Raw genomic sequence first — 15,888 nt, 5'->3', positions numbered from 1 at the left:
GCCGTGAGGGGAGGTGCTGGAGTCGATGGATGCGTCCTCCATCCGACCCGCTCCCCACCGCCGACGGATCCCCCGAACTCCGGGATCTTGAGGATCGCTACGGCTCCTACTGCAGGGCCATGCGGATGCTGGTGCGGGAAGGGAAGAGCCTCAAGACTGTGCAGCGGACCGTGTGCTGGCAGCAGCTGGCCCGCCTGCACGACAGTCGCCCGGCCCGCTATCAGGAACCCGATGCCCTCTACCTGAAGCTGTGCCGGGAAGGCGGCAGCGGCGCGGCTGCGACGGCCAGGCGCTGAGGCCCAAAGGGCCCCACCGGGGACTCTTTCGTGGATTCGGTCACATCGGCCACTGACAGGCACCCCTGGAGAGAACGATGACGGGTGTTCCTTGCTTTTGACGCGATCCATGGACGCACCTACGGCCTTCGCCGCGGTCGCACTCGCCGCCGTCTCCTGGGATGGCGCTCTCACCATGGCGGGCACACGGGCCCTGCGCCACGCCCTTGATTACCGCGCCCCGTTCAAGGGTCGCAGTGACAAGGAGATGATCACCCTGATGGACACCCTGCTTCAGGGCCTGCGGGCCAAGGGGTCGATCGGGCTGATGGAGGAAGCGGCCTCGGTGCTCGATGACCGCCAGCGCCACACGGCCTACGCGGTCGCGGCGGAGATCATGCGCTCTGACGGCCCTCTGCAGGACCAGGAGCAGAAGATCCTCACCGACCTGGCCACCACCCTGCGCCTGGATCCGGAGGAAACCAGCAAGGTGCTGGAGGTGATGGATGTCCTCCATGCCAGCATCCTGGAGCCTGCCGTGAGCGCATGAGTTCCGCCCCCGCCGGCCTTCGCATCGCCGTGGTGGGGGCCGGCAGCTCCGGCCTGCTGCTCTCGGTGATCCTGCAGCGCCAGGGCCACAGGGTCACCCTGTTCGAGCGCTCACCGCGGCTGCGCAGCGACGGTTGCGGGATTCTGCTGGTGAAGAGCGGCGTCGAGGCGGTCGCCGCGGCCGCCATCCCCGGTCTGCTCGACGATCTGCTGGCCGGCGGCCATCCGGTGCAGCGGTTCGTCTTCCGCAACCTGAGGGGTGATCTGATCGAAGCCAGCCCGGCCGATCGGCAGGCCGGCGAACTGCCGTCGCTGCTGATTCACCGCCGCGCCATCCTGGACGCCCTCTGGCGCCATTTCGATCCCGCTGGCTTCCAGGGCGGTCGCTCCCTCGTCAGCTGGAGTCAGAGCGACGCAGGCGTCGAGGCGAAATTCGCCGAAGGCCCCCCATGGACAGGCGATCTGCTGATCGGGGCCGACGGAATCTTCTCCAAGGTGGCCGCCTTGCTCCGCCCCGACCGGCGCTTGCAGTACCTCGGCGATCGGGTCTGGCGTGGGGTCGTGACGGACGAGACCTTCTGCGCGGGCGGGGATTTCTTCGTCTACGCCCGCGGCCGGGGCATCTACGCCAACTTCTTCGATCTGGGCCCCGATGGGGAAGGCCAAGGGCGCACCCACTGGGGCTTCTTCCAGGAGGAGGAGCTCCCCGACGACCGCGGCAGCCGGCAAAGGCTGCTGGAGGAGGGGGTGCCGGCTGCGGCCCTGGCCAAACTGCCCGCCGATGCCGCCGCCATCATCAGCGCCACGGCACCGGAAGGGGTGGTCGCGAACTGGTCGTTCGACATCGATCCCCTGCCGGCCTTCGTTGCCGGGCGGGTGGCCTTGATCGGCGACGCCGCCCATGCGATGAGCTCCTCCCAGGCCCGGGGAATGACTGCGGGACTGGAGGATGCGGTGGCCCTGGCCGCCTGGCTCGCCCCCGGCAGCTGTGCCACCCCGGAGCTGGCTCTGCAGCGCTACCAGCAGGAGAGGCTGCCGGTGGTGCACCGCTATCAGCAGCGCAGCCGCCAGGTCAGTCACCGCACGGGCCGCAAACGTCCTCCCAGCCGCGACAGCGCCGGGGCCCAACCGCCTGAGCAACACCAAAAGATGTTGTGAAGGTGACAGTTCAGATCTGGCACAGGGGGCAGAATGCAACTCCTGTATACGAGGCAAGACGTGGCGATCTCCTTACCTCACACCCGTCAGCGCAGCAGTTCCCCGTCCTGCCGCACCTACCGGCTGGTGGATCAGCAGGGTGAACCCCATCCCATCCTCGACGACCTTTACGAGTCCCTGGATGCGGCCTGGAGCGAGGCGCTGCACTGGTGGCAGGAAGAATTCGGCCCCGTGCAGGGACCGGTGGGCATCGGCGTGGAAGTGAGCACCCTGAGCGGTGAATGGCGCACCCTGCGCTACCCGGGCACCTGAGGGTCTCAGCCCACCGTCACCCCTTTCCAGAACGCCACCCGGCCACGGATGTTGCTGGCGGCCTCCTTCGGCTCCGGGTAGTACCAGACGGCATTGGCATTCTCCTTGCCGTCCACCACCAGGTCGTAGTAATGGGCTTCCCCCTTCCAGCCGCAGACCGAGCGGTGGCTGGACGGCCGGATGCAGGCGGCATCCAGCGATTCGGCCGGGAAATAGGCGTTGCCTTCCACCGTCACGATGTCATCGCTACTGGCGATCACCGTTCCATTCCAGCTGGCCTGCATCGCTGACGCTGTCGAAGTGGCGCCATTCTGACGCCCACCGAGCAGCTCACCAATCGTTGGGTTGGTAGATGCGCAGGGTGCCCACCCCCACCGGACTGGCCACTGGGCCCGGTCCAGCTGGAATCGCCGTCACCTGAAACAGATAGGTGTCGGCCTGGATGGGGTTGAACCAGGGCCGCAGCGACACGGTGACGGTCGCGCCGGCGGGGACAGGCTCGGGGAAGTGCAGGGTGAAGCGCCGCGCTGCAGGTTCGAAGCTGGCCTGCACGGGGATCTGGCGGCCCTCGCGGCGGGGGACCCCCAGGAAGGCCCTGGTCCGCTCGACGGCGAAAGGGAACTGCCAGTCGGCACCCCGGGTCTGCTGGATGGTCAGGCCGCCGAGGGAGGCACCCGCCAGCGCATCGAGGCTGAGGGTGAAGAAGTACTCCGCCGGGGATTGGCCCACGTTGGTCGTGTAGCTGGTGAGGGTCACCTTCCAGGGGGCCCTCACGAACTGGGTGCGGCCTTCCAGCTCCAGGGCACGGACGGCGGGCGCCGCGCTGGCGAGCAGCAGCGAGAGTGCCGCCAGGGGCATGATGGCGGCGCTCCCCGCCAGGGGCCTGGGCCATGAAGGACGGGCCATGGCCACCTCCAGCTACGGAGCCAACGCTAAAGGGACCCTGCTGCGGAGAAGTTTGCACCGGCCAGGAAAGGAGACGGATCCTGGTCGCGGCGATGCTGCACTGGAATCGGCTCCCCCTGGGCAGTGGCGTCAGCCGGATCCAGGCAGGCGGTGGCCTCCAGGGAGCGGCGCAGCCGACGGGCGGCGTGCAGTGGCATGTCCCTCGGCACGCTGATGCGATCGCGCAGGTAGCGCAGCCCTTGGGCCGATCCAGCCGGAGGCGGGCACTCCCTTCCGCTGATCAGGAGGGTGAGCGCACAGCGCAACGGCCGATCCAGCCCATCCCTGCCGAGGGGATTGCGCGCCAGCAGGGTGTCCCGGTGCCGCAGCACCCTGGCCAGGGCCACACCGGCCGCCTCTGGCGGCTCGCTCTGGCTGGTTTCGGGATCAGACCCTGGCGGGGCCACCAGCGGCCAGGGGCCGGCATCGATGCGCTGCGCCAGATCCTTCTGCTGCGGCGTGCCGCTGGCGTAGCAGCCCCCCATCTGGGGGGGCAGGTCGTGGGCGTGGGTGTGGAAGTCGCTCTGGGTGCCCAGATAGGTGGCGCGCTGCTCGAGGGCCTGGAACCAGCGATCGATGGCCGGGTAGCGCTCCCGCAGCAGGTAGCCCTTGTAGTACGCCAGGCTGGCGTTCATGCGCTCGAGGTAAGGCACGAAGATCAGATCCGCCGTGCCGAGCTCCCCCAGCAGAAACGCTCCGGGGTCGGCACTGAGGGCGCTGGCGAAGCGTTCGGCGAAGCGCTCGAAACCCTGCTGGCCCCGCGCCTCTTCCTGGGCCCCACGGCTCGGGACGCAGAGCCACTGGCACCAGGCCCGGAACAACTGACGCTCCAGCTGGCGCAGGGAAAGCGTCTCCCGAGCATTCATCACCTGCCCCAAGGGGCCGAAAGTCGTCTCCAGGGCCTCCAGGATGCGATCGCTTTCGGTGATCAGACGACCGTCCAGCTCAAGGGCCGGCAGCATGCCGCCCCGCACCAGGTCGGTGTACCAGGGTTCCTTCTGCCCATAGCAGAACATCGTCACCTTTCGGATCCGATAAGGGATCTGCTGCTCCTCCAGCCACAGCCAGACCTTCTGGCAGTACGGGCACCAGGCGTGGTGGTCCCGGTACAGCGTCACCCGGACCTCCCCTTCCGGACGGCCGAACAGACGCCACAGGGCCTGGGGGCTGGTGGGCCCTGCAGCCGGATCACGAAAGGCTGGGGTGGCCAGGGTGGGCGCCGCCTCCGCGGCCAGCTCCGCCCAGTCCAGAGGCTCGAGTGGCACGGAGAAGGAGCCGGCCATGGCAGGGGCAAATGGTGTCTTCAGCCTAGGCATCCCCCCATGGCCAAAACCCACAGGCGGCCCTCGCACCCCCACGGACGACGAACCTAAAGTTTGGGGACCCTCGCTCTCCAGCAACACCCCATGTTCGACGCCTTCACCAAGCTCGTTGCCCAAGCCGACGCCCGCGGCGAATTCCTCAGCCCCGGTCAGATCGATGCCCTGGCAGCCATGGTGGCTGAGAGCAACAAGCGGATGGACACCGTCAACCGCATCACCTCCAACGCCTCCAAGATCGTCACCAACGCGGCCCGCGATCTCTTTGATCAACAGCCCGCCCTGATCGCCCCCGGCGGCAATGCCTACACCCATCGCCGCATGGCCGCCTGCCTGCGCGACATGGAGATCGTTCTGCGCTACATCACCTACGCGATCTTCACCGGTGATGCGTCCGTCCTCGAGGACCGCTGCCTCAACGGCCTGCGTGAGACCTACCTGGCCCTTGGCGTCCCCGGCGCTTCGGTGGCCGAAGGCATCCGCAAGATGAAGGACGCCGCGATCGCCATCGCCAGTGATCGCAATGGCATCACCCAGGGGGACTGCGCCGCTCTGATGTCCGAAGTGGGCACCTACTTCGATCGCGCCGCCGCCGCCGTCGCCTGAGTCCGGCCCCTCGCCATCAGTCCAGAACCGAGCCGGGAATCACTCCCGGCTTTTTTTGTGACCGTTTGCGCGTGGGACCGGGTGTTTGTGGTTGTTGCTACACAAGGTTGTTCGCGGTGCGCAGAGGGTGAGCGGTGGCACTTGAGCAAGGGTCCCCTCTTCTCCAATGCAAAGTTCACCTTCCGGAGAAGCCTGGTCCGTAGCAACGACCTTTGATCGCTTCCGCCGAACGTTTCTGGAGCGCCTCCAGGATCCACAGCTCCGCCGCATCGGCTTTTTTTTGCTTGCTCTTGGGGCCGGCGTCCTGCCGCTGATGGCCGGAGCCGCCAAGGCCTCCCTGGCCTTGGCCCCCACTGATGGGGCCGACACCCTGCTGATGCTGGTGGGCTCGGCGATGGTCCTGCTGATGACCCCAGGCCTGGCCTTCTTCTATGGCGGCTTCACCCGTTCCAAGAACGTGCTGAACTGCATGATGATGAGCTTCTTCCTGATGGGGCTGATCGGGGTTCTCTGGGTGGTGGTCGGCTACAGCCTGGCCTTCGACACCGGCTTCAGCAGCCCCTTCATCGGTGGCCTGGGATCCATGTTCCTGCATGGTGTCGGCGGCGAACTCGGCGACCAGCCCCTGGCCGCTGGTTTCCCGATCAGCGCCACGTCGTTTGCCCTGTTCCAGGGGATGTTCGCCATCATTACGCCGGCCCTGATCTCCGGGGCTTTGGTGGAGCGCGTCAGCTTCAAGGCCTGGTTCTGGTTCTGCCTGATCTGGAGCCTGCTGATCTACTCCCCCATGGCCAAGATGGTGTGGGGGGGTGGCTTCATCGGCCCCTTCGGTTCCATTGGAGCCATCGATTTTGCCGGTGGCACCGTCGTCCACATCGCCTCCGGCATGGCCGCCGTGGTGGCCGCCGCCATCATCGGCCCCCGCACCACCTGGCCAAACTCCAAGCGACCGCCCCACAACGTTCCCTTCATCCTGCTGGTGGCGGGTCTGCTCTGTTCGCCTGGTTTGGGTTCAACGGGGCCAGCATGTTTGCCTCCAAGACAGCGGGCTACCCCTTTCTCACCACCACCACCTCCGCCTCAGCCGCCATGCTGACCTGGTGCTTGATTGAGTGGTTCAAGGACGGCAAGCCCACGGCCGTGGGTGCGGCCACCGGTGCCGTCGCCGGCCTGGTGGGCATCACCCCGGCAGCGGGTTTCGTCCACATCGAGCAATCCATCCTGATCGGCATCCTTACGGCTGCGTCTTGTTTCGTTGCCGTGAGGGTGAAAGCCACCATCCAGTTCGACGATTCACTCGACACGTTCTTGCTGCATGGCGTGGGAGGAACAGTGGGTGCCCTGCTCACGGGGATCCTTGCTTCCAAGGCTCTGGTGCCCGAGGATTATTTCCCCCTCTCTGCCAAGATCCTTGAGGAATCAGGTCATTTCGGCCTCTTCATCGCCCAGCTCAAAGCTGTTATCCTCACTTACGGATTTGTCGCTCTGGGCACGGCTGTTATTCTCTGGATTCTCGGTGCGTTGATGCCCATCCGCGTCACCACTGAACAGGAAGAGCGCGGTCTCGACTTCGTGGCTCACGGAGAAGAGGCGTACGATCCAATGACCAACTGACAACCAAACCTTCCATGAAAATGATCACGGCCATGGTCCGCCCCTCCAAGGTGGATGCCATCAAGACAGCCCTCGTTGCCCTTGACATCATCGGCATGACGGTCACCGATTCCCGTGGATTCGGGCGCCAGAAAGGCCAGGTTGAGCGCTACCGAGGCACCGAGTTCACCGTCGAGTTCCTGCCCAAAGCCAGGATCGAAATCGTGGTCCCGTCCGCCAAACTGGATGCGGCCATCGCGGCCATCACCGAGGCGGCCCGTACCGGGGAAATCGGCGACGGCAAGCTCTTTGTCACCCCCGTGGAAACGGTGATCAGGATCCGCACCGGGGAGTCCGGCGAAGCCACGCTCTGAGCCCAGGGTCCCTGTCGTTCAGGAGCCCATCACCAGGAGCCGACCGCCATGGTCGGCTCCTTTTTTTGCGCCTCCCATCACCCCCACCGCCGGCCATGGCCCAGTTCCGCACCTTGCTGATCAGCGGCGCCAGCCGGGGCATCGGCCGCGCCATCGCCGAACGGGCCCTGGCCGAAGGCCATCGCCTCAGCCTGGGGGTGCGGGATCCCGCCGGGCTGCCGCCAGGCCCGCTGCTGGAGGCCGTTCGCCGCTGCCCCGAGCAGGTGCTGCTCCATCCCTACGACGCCTGCGATCCCAGCCGGGCCAGCAGCTGGGTGGCGGCGACCGTGGCCCAGTTCGGCGGCATCGATGGGCTGATCCACTGCGCAGGGGTGTTCTCCCGGGTGGGCCTGCTGTTCGAGGCCGGCCAGGACGCGGAGATCGAGGCGCTGTGGCGCGTCAATCTGATGGGACCCTGGTGGCTCAGCCGGGCCGCCTGGCCGGCGCTGGTGGCCAGCGGCGACGGCCGGGTGATCACCCTGGTGTCCATGAGCGGCCAGCGCGTGAAGGGCCCCCTGGCGGCCTACGCCTGCAGCAAGTTCGCCCTGATGGCCCTCTGCCAGTCGATGCGCAACGAGGGCTGGGACGCCGGCCTCCGGGTGACGGCGATCTGCCCAGGCTGGGTCAACACCTCCATGGCCTCCCAGGTGACCGCACTTCCCGCCTCCGCCATGACCCAGCCCGAGGATCTGGCGGCCCTGACGGCCCAGTTGCTGCGGCTGCCCGCCAGCGCCGTGCCCTTCGAGCTGAAGATCAACTGCGTGCTGGAACGCTGAGGCCGCTCAGATCAGGCGCGATCCGGAGGCCGCCCGGCGCTGGGAGGGGTCGAACACGGCCGCCACGGTGCGAATCAGCCAGCGGCCCGAGGTGGTGACCTCCACCAGACCCAGGCCATCGACCTGGCTCAGGCGCACCAGGCCGTCGTTGGCGAGGAGGGTCAGATCGGCCCACTCGCGGTTGAAGCGAACAGGGTCGATCGCCACCCGGAACTGGCACATCACCTCCCGGATCAGCTCCCGCCGTTCCAGCACCTCCGGATCGCTGACCACAAGCCCCCGCTCCACCGGCAGCTGACCGTTGGCGATGCTAGCCCCGTAGGCCTTCAGATCCCGCTGGTTCTGGCTGAACAGCCCAGGGAACTGGCTGATCGCCGTGGGACCCACCCCCAGCAGTTCCAGCTCCCCACCGGTGGTGTAGCCCTGGAAGTTGCGGTGCAGGCGCCCCTGCCGCGCCGCGACGGCCAGGCTGTCGCCAGAGAGGGCGTAGTGATCCATGCCGATGGCGTCGTAGCCGCAACCGCCCAGACGGGAAGCGGCACTTTCCAGCATCTGCAGCCGCTGCCGCTGGGAGGGCAGATCCTGCCGAGCGATCTTGCGTTGCAGGGGCAGCTGGTCGGGGAGGTAGGCGAAGGAGAACAGGGAGACCCGATCGGGGCGCAGGTCCTGCACCAGAGCCAGGGTGGCCTCGAACCGCTCCGGAGTCTGGAGCGGCAGACCGCAGATCAGATCGACATTGACGCTGTCGAAGCCCGCCTCCCGCATCCAGGCCATGGCACGGCGCAGCTGGTCCACCGGCACCACCCGGTTCACCGCCCGCTGCACCAGGGGATCGGCATCCTGGATACCGAAGCTGATCCGGGTGAAGCCCAAGCGGCGCATGGCGACCACGTCCTCCCGGCTGAGGGCCTCCGGATTGACCTCGATGGAGGCCTCCAGGTCGTCCTCCAGGTCGAAGTGACGCTCGATCAAGCGCCAGAGGCTCTCGCGCTCGGGAATCGTCAGATAGTTGGGGGTGCCCCCACCCCAATGGAGCTGGGCAAGGCGCCGGCGCTGGGCGGAGTGGCGCGTGATCAGCTCCAGTTCAGCGGCCAGGGCCTCCAGGTAGGGACCCACCACCGTTGAGCCGGCGCCGGTGGTGACCCGGTTGCAGCCGCAGAACCAGCAGGCGTTGCGGCAGAAGGGCACATGCACATAGAGCGACAGCGGCTCGTCCGTCCGGCGGGCCAGCTGAGTCTCGAGATCGGCGGCGGTGACGCCCCCGTGAAAGGCCGCGGCCGTGGGATAGCTGGTGTAGCGGGGCACGGGACGGTCGTGCTTGAGCAGCAGATCGATCGTGGTGGCGCCTGGCGATGAAGCGGTGGCCGCTGGGGTCATGGTGTCGGAAGGGGGTGTGGCGGGAGAGAGGCGGGTTGTTGGGCGGGGCGGCTAGGCGGCGAGGTCCCCCAGCTCCGCCAGCAACCGCTGGGTGTCGTGGAAGGCGACCACCGATTCCTCCAACAGCTCCTGCTCCTCGTCCTCGCTGAGGTCCATCCGTTCGATGGCGTCATGCAGCTGCTGCTTGAGCTCGGGGAGGGGGCGCTGGAACTCCCAGAACTGCAGGGGCGACAGTCCCTGACTGACGAGGATGGCCTTGGCCTGCTCGGCCAGTTGCTGGCCACCGGAGAGATCGCCGCCATAGCGCACGTAGACGTGGGCCATGAACCGGTGCGGGGCCTGCTTCGCCAGGCGCTGCAAGTGCTCCAACCAGATTTCAGCCGCCGCAGAAGCGGGCGTGGCCGGCACAATGGCCAGCCTGGCGATGTCCTGGTGCAGGGCCTGGCTGCGGGCCAGGTCGGCCCAGGGGAAGCCCTCGGCTCCCAGGGCGGCAGCGAGCAGGGGGCCCTGGGCCTCGATCAGGGCGTAGGCGGGGGCGAGGGCACGGACCAGGGCCGCCAGCTGGCGCGGGTGAGCCTGGCCCGCCAGCAGGGACCGGGAGAAGGACATGCCCTCGGCCTGGTGGTGGGCAGCACCGATGCGGCCATGGAGCCGCCGCACCCGGGGGCCGAAGCCCTTGCGGGCGAGCACATCGGCGGGCCTGGAATGGTCGGAGATGGCGGCAGGAATGGCGGTGGTCATGGGGAACGGAACCGAAGGAGAACGGGCCCAGAGGGGCGCTGGCTCATACGGTATAACGCTACTGTTGATCCATGCTGCAGTAGTTGCGATTTTGTTGCAACTCCCGCATCCACACCAACAAACGCCGCAAGTGCCCCAGGCTGAGCACCGCCAGGTGCACCCGTATCCGCTCGCTGCCGATGAGCGCCGTTGAATCGTCACACCTCCAAATGGGTCTGCACCGCTGTGTTCCCCTCAGGCACAGTGGCAGCGGTCCTGACAAAGAGTGCACCAAGCCAGATGCAGCATCAGCGCGAAAGGCCATGCATCCCACAGACAACGCCTACTGCGCAACAGTGGAAGCCATCACGGAAGGCCAGGTCATGGTGTGATCCAGAATCTGTCCTGTGCTCTTATCCATACTGCGCATGATGATGGTAGCTAACCTTTATCGATCAGTATCTCCTGCATCAGTGTGTCCCATGGAAGGAATGATTCCATGCCGAACAGAATCTCGGGCGCGCCCCTGGCTTCTTGGCGACTGACCACATGCCGTGCGTAACACGCATCTGGAGGAGGGCCGTCAAAAAACAAGCCTCAGCCTGGAATGGGAAACAACTTAAATTCGGGACGACGTTGGGGCTGATCTAAAGCCTTTTTAATTGTAGCCAGGAATAAAAGAATGCCATGGGCAGGATGTAGGCCAGGCTGAGGCGCCCAGCCTCCTGCCCGCCATTGCCCACAATCGTAAAGAGGAGAGGAGCGAAGCAGGCGAACGCCGAGAACACCAATGCCCTTTTGCTCACGCTTTGCCAGAGATTGGCAAGAATCATGCGCAGAAGAGGGTAATAGAGAAAAATGCCAAGAGCTACCCACATGAGCCACTGCAGAGCTTCCTCAAGCCCTGCTGGGCTGGGAAGCCGGACGTACTTCCATGGCGAAAAGGGTGCCGGGAAAACGATTCGTGCCAAGCGCTGAGGCTCCAGAACATCCTTCATGGCGCTCAGTGGATCAGACAGAATATAGTTCTTGATAATCTGCTGATTTTCCTTGCAATACTCTGCCACTTCGATTCCACTGTGTACCGACATATCGATGCCGCCTTTGATATTCGGCGCATTAATGAAGACCTCGGCAAGATTGCAACCCGTGTAATTTGTAAGCATGAATGTATTTATCAGGCGATGCTGGTTGATATGGTAGGGAGAGGCCAGAAGAAGGCCAAGCAGAAGCCCTGAAGCCACCAATAACTTTCTATTCAGTACCGAAGACAAGAGAATGAATACCAGGATATAGGGAGCGTAGGGCCTCGACATATCTGCAGAAAATGCAAAGAACAAGGCAAGCAGGCAGATCGAAGCACCAACCGGAACAGTGACACGTTTACCGCTGCCCAAGTGAATCAAGGCAAGCAGACCTATGACAGAGGCTGGATACAAAGCGTCGACAAAGGACCCGCCTGAAAACAAAATAATGTAGACAGGCAAAATGAAGAGGATCCATCGGGCCCAGCGCTGCTCGTGGGGGAGTTGCGTTGGCGATTGAAGGATGCGAAAAAGGGTTCTCGATAACAACAAAACACCAAAAAGTAACGCCGAGAAATAAGCCAGGTCATAGTAGAGATTCAGGCAGGCTTCTCCACAGGCATGGCCAAGCTCCTTCTCGATGTGCAGAGATGGACGCATGACTGAGGTGACAGTCTGGAAGGCGAGTTCAGCATGGGATTTCGATAGCAGAGCCCGAAGGTCTGGGATGCTCCTGCACCACCCATAGTTGGGGGTGTGATTCTTTAAAAATGCACCGGCGGTGGCCACCACCAGCGAATAGACCATGGATTTAGTTACCACCATTGCTCTCGGCATGGGCAGTGGCGTCCGTAGCGATTTCACTCCTGAAGCTAAGGCCAAGCTCGCCATGGAGGCGCTCAGTCGTCGCACCTGATCCAGGTCAGCCAGTGGTAGGAGCAGCGGTTAGAGGCCGGCAGCGACCCTGTTGATGCGGGGAGACTGCACAGTCCGGGGGGGCTTCAGGGCCTTGCCTGAACGGATCAAGGAACGCCGCCATCACAAGGGAGGAGACATCGAGCTCTGGTGCCTGGGACCGGATCTGGACGAGGAGCTGTGTCTGCACCAGGCCTTCACGTCCCCTCAAGGGGAATGCCGCGCCGGCCCCCAACACGAGGAGCGCCCTCAGTGCCAACAACGGATCGAAGCGATCGTGGCAGGCGAAGGGCCTGGAGGTAGGGGATCTTCTCGGTAAGAACGGCGCCACATCAGATGGGGGGATACGTCAAGCCTTGGGCATGGGGTTCGTCCCCCACCGTTTCCCGGCGGCGTCAGCGCAGGAGTGGGTCTCCCAGGCCATAGAGATCCAGCAGCAAGTGGCGGCCATCGACGTGGAGACCGCGCTCGGGCTGCCAGGGGCCATGCCAATGCTGATAGGTGCGCTGCCCCACCGGATCCAGCTCGACGACGAGATCGGGGACAGCGGCGTTCTGCCGATCGAAGCGCCGCCGTTCGACCTGGATGGCGAAGTTGGAATAGGCGCAGACGTTGACCGCTTCCGGCGTCACAGTGGCGCCGAAGCGGGCGCTGCTGCCGTTAGAAGTCTGCACCGCCGTCATCGCCAGAGTCTCGCATCGAGCCTCATCAAGGGGGGTGTTCCAGGCCGCTTGACGGAAGGTCTTCCATCAAAGTCAGAAAGGAAGAATGCTGCTGGAATGCGGGAGCACACTCTCCTGAATTGACCAAGGTTTGTGTCGCGCTAGCTTCCTGGTTCACAGGCAGGAGCTGCAATGAAGGGAACCGATCAGGGATTCTCCATGACCCCTGCCGAGGCCGTCGCCGCCATTCCCCTGGCCGCCATCTGCTGCGACAGCAACGTCGGCCGTGAGAAGGCAGCCATTCTCAAGGAGCAGCTGGTCCACCGCTCCCCTTCCAGGCGCATGACGCCGCTGGCCTTTGACGAGCTCATCGAGGGTCTGCCGGGTCTCTACCGCCGTGACCACTGGCAGGAACTGATCTACCAAGCCATACCGGCCCTCACCACCTTGGGCAACGAGCTTGCCCTGCCAACGGGCCGGGCCGCCCAGATCCAGGAGCTGCTGGTGCTGCTGCAGCGCCAAGGTCTGATCGGTGAGACCGGTGGCTGATCTCACCCCAGCCGTTGGCGACGCCTCCGCCGCCCCCTTCTGCAACCTGCTGTTGCCCACCGGCGCCCAGGCGCGGGCCCGCACCCTCCCCGGCCGCAAGGTGGTGATCGTGGGCTGCGGCGCCGTGGGCATGGCGTGTGCCGTGGCGATCCTGCATCGGGGCTGCCAAGAGGAGCTGGTGCTGGTGGATGTGGCCCATGACCGGCTGGAGGGGGAGGTGATGGACCTCTGCCATGGCCTGCCCTTCCTGCCCCGGACCGACCTGCGGGCCGGGAGCGTGGAGGAGGAGGGACGCGATGCCGACCTGGTGGTGATCACCGCCGGCGTGGCCCAGCAGCCGGGCCAGTCGCGGCGGGATCTGATCGAGCGCAATGCCGCCCTGTTCCGCAGGCTCGTGCCACCGATCGCGCTCCACTGCCCCCGGGCGGTGCTGCTGGTGGTGAGCAACCCGGTGGATGTGCTCACCCACATCGCCGGCCAGCTGAGCGGCTTCCCCGCCCACCGGGTGATCGGCTCGGGCACCGTGCTCGATTCGGCCCGCTTCCGCATGGCCATCAGTCGCCGGCTGGGCATCGATCCCCAGGACGTCCAGGCCTGCGTGATCGGCGAACACGGTGATTCGGAGGTGCCGCTCTGGAGCCGGGTGGTGGTGGCTGGCTCAGGGCTGGTCGATGGCGGCTGGGAAGGCAGCCGCACCCTGGCGGACCCTGAGCTTCAGGACCTGTTCCATGGCGAGGTGCGCCAGGCGGCTGACGCGATCATCCGGCTCAAGGGCAGCACCTCCTGGGCGATCGGACTGGCCACCGCCGAGATCGTCGAGGCGGTGCTGCGCAGCAAGGATCAGATGCTCACCGTGAGCAGCCGCAGCCACGGCCACTACGGCCTGCCCGATGTCTGCCTCAGCCTGCCCACGATCGTCAATGACAGCGGCGCCGCCGCCCTGGTGCAGATGGCCCTGACGGAGAAGGAGATGGGGCAGCTGCGCCACAGCGCCGAGGTGCTGCGGGGAATGCTCGATGCGGCTGGGTTCTGACCTAGGCCGCCAGCTCCACCGCCTGGCCCGCCAACCGCGCCACCAGCCCCCGGGCCTGGCGCGGCTCGAAGCCCACCGCTTCGATCGCCGCCTGGAAGCAGCCCACGAACTCGCCCACCAACTCGGCGGGATCGATGCCGATGGCGGTGAGATCGGCACGCACGGCGTTGAGGATCGCCAGCACGATCGGCACAGCGCGCTCGCAGCAGGCCGCAATCGGAGCCGCCACCTCGGGAAACCAGGCGGCCAGCACCGTCTGGAGGATCGGGGCGGCGTAGGCATCGGCCACCGGCTGATAGCAGCGGTAGGCCGCCACGGCGAAGCTCTCCACGATCAGGCACTGGATCACCAGGGCACTGACCCGATCCCCCGTGCGCACCGCCTCGCGGAACAGGCGATGCAGGGGCGCGAACAGCCGCTGCGCCAGCGGCATCAGGTCGTCCCTGTCGTCCGGAAACAGGCCGGCCAGCAGGCGGAAGTGGCTGTCCGCCAACCCCTCTCCGACGATCACCAGGGCGTTGATGCGGCTGTAGGCCTCGCCGTAGGCGGCGTTCATACCGCCTCCACCCGCAGCATCGGCTGGAAGAACTGGCGCCACAGCAGAGCGCCGAAGCGCAGCTTCAGGCCGAGCTGACGCAGGGGAGAGGCCCCCTCGCGACGGGCGGCGCCCATCTCCTGGAAGCAGGTCACGAGGCGATTGCGCAGGGCAATGAACTGGCCGTTCTCCAGGTCGAAGACCCAGGGGAAGGCGCGGCGCGCCGTGCGGTTGGTCTGCCGCATCACCTCGGCATCGAAAGCCTCCGGATCCATGCCCAGGATCCGGTAGAAGTCACCCCGCTCACACACGGTGAGGCTGTGGGTGAGAAACACCGACCAGAGAAAGAAGCGGCTCAGCACCTTGCCGCGGAGCCCCTGGCGCAGGGACGGCCAGCAGCGGATCAGCATGTTGAAGATGTCGCCATGGCGGTTCTCGTCCTGGCACCACGGCTCGAAGAAATCGAACAGCGGCGCAAAGTTGTTGTCGGGGTGGGCCTTGAGATGGCGATCGATCAGGATGTAGCGCCAGTAGCCGATCTTTTCCGACAGGAAGACGCTGTAGAGCACCCAACTCAGCGGGAACCAGGTGATCGGTCGCTTCGTGCTCAGGCTGGGCAGGTCGATCTCGATGCCCTCGGCCACCAGCGCCCGGTTGAGGAAGCCGGCATGGCGGGCCTCATCGCGGGCCATCAGCTGGAACAGCCGCCCCATCTCAGGACGCTGCGCCTGGAGGAGCCGGCGGGAGAGCTCCTTGAACAGCAGGAATCCGGAGAACTCCGATACGCAGGAGCGCACCAGGTAGCTCTCGTAGGCCTGCTTCTCCTCGGGGCCCAGATCCCGGAGCCGATCCAGCGGTGCCTTGCGATCGAAATGCTCCCGGTTGTAGTCCGCCTCCATTTCGGCCAGCATCGCGTCGAAGGCCGGCCGTTGCTGCTCCAGATCCGTGCGGGCCGCCTTGGCGATCTGGGTCGTGTAGAAGCGCGGCGTCAGCAGGTCCTCGCGCAGGTGCGGGGCGGCCGGCGCGGCCGCGGACGGGGCCACGGCAGCAGAGGAGAGGGTGGCTGTCATCGGACAGGCGACGTGCTTCACGTCATAACGACAACGTGATACTACGTGATCCGGTT

General features: G+C 65.7%; 18 protein-coding genes and 1 pseudogene. 10 read left to right on the top strand and 9 right to left on the bottom strand.

Annotation, left to right across the window (positions count from 1 at the left end):
- Positions 1–29: 29 nt before the first annotated feature.
- The 4 genes from VB739_RS02825 (at position 30) to VB739_RS02810 (ending at position 2,294) form a co-directional block, all read left to right on the top strand.
- Positions 30–296, top strand: coding sequence for a DUF3136 domain-containing protein (locus VB739_RS02825; protein WP_323355616.1), 267 nt, complete (start codon positions 30–32; stop codon positions 294–296).
- A gap of 109 nt (positions 297–405) precedes the next feature.
- Complete coding sequence (locus tag VB739_RS02820; protein ID WP_323355615.1) at positions 406–825, top strand: tellurite resistance TerB family protein; 420 nt, start codon at positions 406–408, stop codon at positions 823–825.
- Positions 822–1,982, top strand: a complete 1,161-nt coding sequence (locus tag VB739_RS02815; protein WP_323355614.1) for an NAD(P)/FAD-dependent oxidoreductase — start codon at positions 822–824, stop codon at positions 1,980–1,982. The genes VB739_RS02820 and VB739_RS02815 overlap by 4 nt, the downstream gene beginning before the upstream one ends.
- A gap of 60 nt (positions 1,983–2,042) precedes the next feature.
- Positions 2,043–2,294: a hypothetical protein gene (locus tag VB739_RS02810; RefSeq protein WP_323355613.1), complete on the top strand. Its 252-nt coding sequence runs from the start codon at positions 2,043–2,045 to the stop codon at positions 2,292–2,294.
- Positions 2,295–2,299: 5 nt separating this feature from the next.
- On the opposite strand, the gene VB739_RS02805 is transcribed toward VB739_RS02810, so the two are convergent.
- Genes VB739_RS02805 through VB739_RS02795 form a run of 3 tightly spaced genes read right to left on the bottom strand, consistent with a single transcriptional unit; the run spans position 2,300 to position 4,522 of the window.
- The gene (locus tag VB739_RS02805) at positions 2,300–2,578 is read right to left on the bottom strand and encodes a DUF427 domain-containing protein (protein WP_323355612.1); all 279 of its coding nucleotides are present in this window, start codon (positions 2,576–2,578) and stop codon (positions 2,300–2,302) included.
- A 46-nt stretch (positions 2,579–2,624) separates the two neighbouring features.
- Entirely contained in the window at positions 2,625–3,200 is a 576-nt protein-coding gene (locus tag VB739_RS02800; protein WP_323355611.1) for a DUF2808 domain-containing protein, read from the bottom strand.
- Between the two features lie 26 nt (positions 3,201–3,226).
- On the bottom strand, positions 3,227–4,522 hold the full coding sequence (locus VB739_RS02795) for a glutathione S-transferase (protein ID WP_323355610.1): 1,296 nt from the start codon (positions 4,520–4,522) through the stop codon (positions 3,227–3,229).
- A 123-nt stretch (positions 4,523–4,645) separates the two neighbouring features.
- On the opposite strand from VB739_RS02795, the gene VB739_RS02790 reads away from it, so the two are divergent.
- The 4 genes and pseudogenes from VB739_RS02790 to VB739_RS02775 all read left to right on the top strand — a co-directional run bounded on the left by VB739_RS02790 (position 4,646) and on the right by VB739_RS02775 (position 7,946).
- Positions 4,646–5,164 (top strand): phycocyanin subunit beta, encoded by a 519-nt coding sequence (locus tag VB739_RS02790; protein WP_216905231.1) that lies wholly within the window; start codon positions 4,646–4,648, stop codon positions 5,162–5,164.
- 166 nt (positions 5,165–5,330) lie between these two features.
- Positions 5,331–6,778 (top strand): annotated as a pseudogene (locus tag VB739_RS02785) (ammonium transporter).
- Positions 6,779–6,792: 14 nt separating this feature from the next.
- Entirely contained in the window at positions 6,793–7,131 is a 339-nt protein-coding gene (locus tag VB739_RS02780) for a P-II family nitrogen regulator (protein ID WP_323355609.1), read from the top strand.
- Between the two features lie 95 nt (positions 7,132–7,226).
- Positions 7,227–7,946, top strand: coding sequence for an SDR family NAD(P)-dependent oxidoreductase (locus tag VB739_RS02775; protein ID WP_323355608.1), 720 nt, complete (start codon positions 7,227–7,229; stop codon positions 7,944–7,946).
- Positions 7,947–7,952: 6 nt separating this feature from the next.
- On the opposite strand, the gene hemN is transcribed toward VB739_RS02775, so the two are convergent.
- From hemN to VB739_RS02755, 4 genes are all read right to left on the bottom strand, one after another.
- Positions 7,953–9,323 carry an oxygen-independent coproporphyrinogen III oxidase gene (gene hemN / locus VB739_RS02770; protein WP_323355607.1) on the bottom strand — a complete coding sequence of 457 codons (1,371 nt, stop codon included), beginning with the start codon at positions 9,321–9,323 and terminating at the stop codon, positions 7,953–7,955.
- Positions 9,324–9,374: 51 nt separating this feature from the next.
- On the bottom strand, positions 9,375–10,064 hold the full coding sequence (locus VB739_RS02765; RefSeq protein WP_323355606.1) for a biliverdin-producing heme oxygenase: 690 nt from the start codon (positions 10,062–10,064) through the stop codon (positions 9,375–9,377).
- 626 nt (positions 10,065–10,690) lie between these two features.
- A complete protein-coding gene (locus tag VB739_RS02760) occupies positions 10,691–11,959 on the bottom strand; it encodes a hypothetical protein (RefSeq protein ID WP_323355605.1) in 1,269 nt (422 codons plus the stop codon).
- Positions 11,960–12,378: 419 nt separating this feature from the next.
- Positions 12,379–12,657, bottom strand: a complete 279-nt coding sequence (locus VB739_RS02755; protein WP_323355604.1) for a hypothetical protein — start codon at positions 12,655–12,657, stop codon at positions 12,379–12,381.
- Positions 12,658–12,864: 207 nt separating this feature from the next.
- Between VB739_RS02755 and VB739_RS02750 the strand changes: the two genes are divergently transcribed.
- Positions 12,865–13,194: a hypothetical protein gene (locus VB739_RS02750; protein ID WP_323355603.1), complete on the top strand. Its 330-nt coding sequence runs from the start codon at positions 12,865–12,867 to the stop codon at positions 13,192–13,194.
- Between the two features lie 100 nt (positions 13,195–13,294).
- Complete coding sequence (locus tag VB739_RS02745) at positions 13,295–14,227, top strand: L-lactate dehydrogenase (protein WP_323355666.1); 933 nt, start codon at positions 13,295–13,297, stop codon at positions 14,225–14,227.
- Position 14,228: 1 nt separating this feature from the next.
- On the opposite strand, the gene VB739_RS02740 is transcribed toward VB739_RS02745, so the two are convergent.
- Positions 14,229–14,783: a long-chain fatty aldehyde decarbonylase gene (locus VB739_RS02740; RefSeq protein WP_323355602.1), complete on the bottom strand. Its 555-nt coding sequence runs from the start codon at positions 14,781–14,783 to the stop codon at positions 14,229–14,231.
- The gene (acsF, locus tag VB739_RS02735; RefSeq protein WP_323355601.1) at positions 14,780–15,832 is read right to left on the bottom strand and encodes a magnesium-protoporphyrin IX monomethyl ester (oxidative) cyclase; all 1,053 of its coding nucleotides are present in this window, start codon (positions 15,830–15,832) and stop codon (positions 14,780–14,782) included. Before acsF ends, VB739_RS02740 begins: the two co-directional genes overlap by 4 nt.
- Positions 15,833–15,888: the final 56 nt, after the last annotated feature.

Origin of the sequence: Cyanobium gracile UHCC 0281 (genome assembly GCF_034931305.1) — a bacterium.
Lineage (GTDB): Bacteria > Cyanobacteriota > Cyanobacteriia > PCC-6307 > Cyanobiaceae > Cyanobium > Cyanobium gracile_A.
The sequence above is the reverse complement of the archived record's forward strand: the minus strand, read 5'-3'. Positions and strand labels throughout refer to the sequence as shown.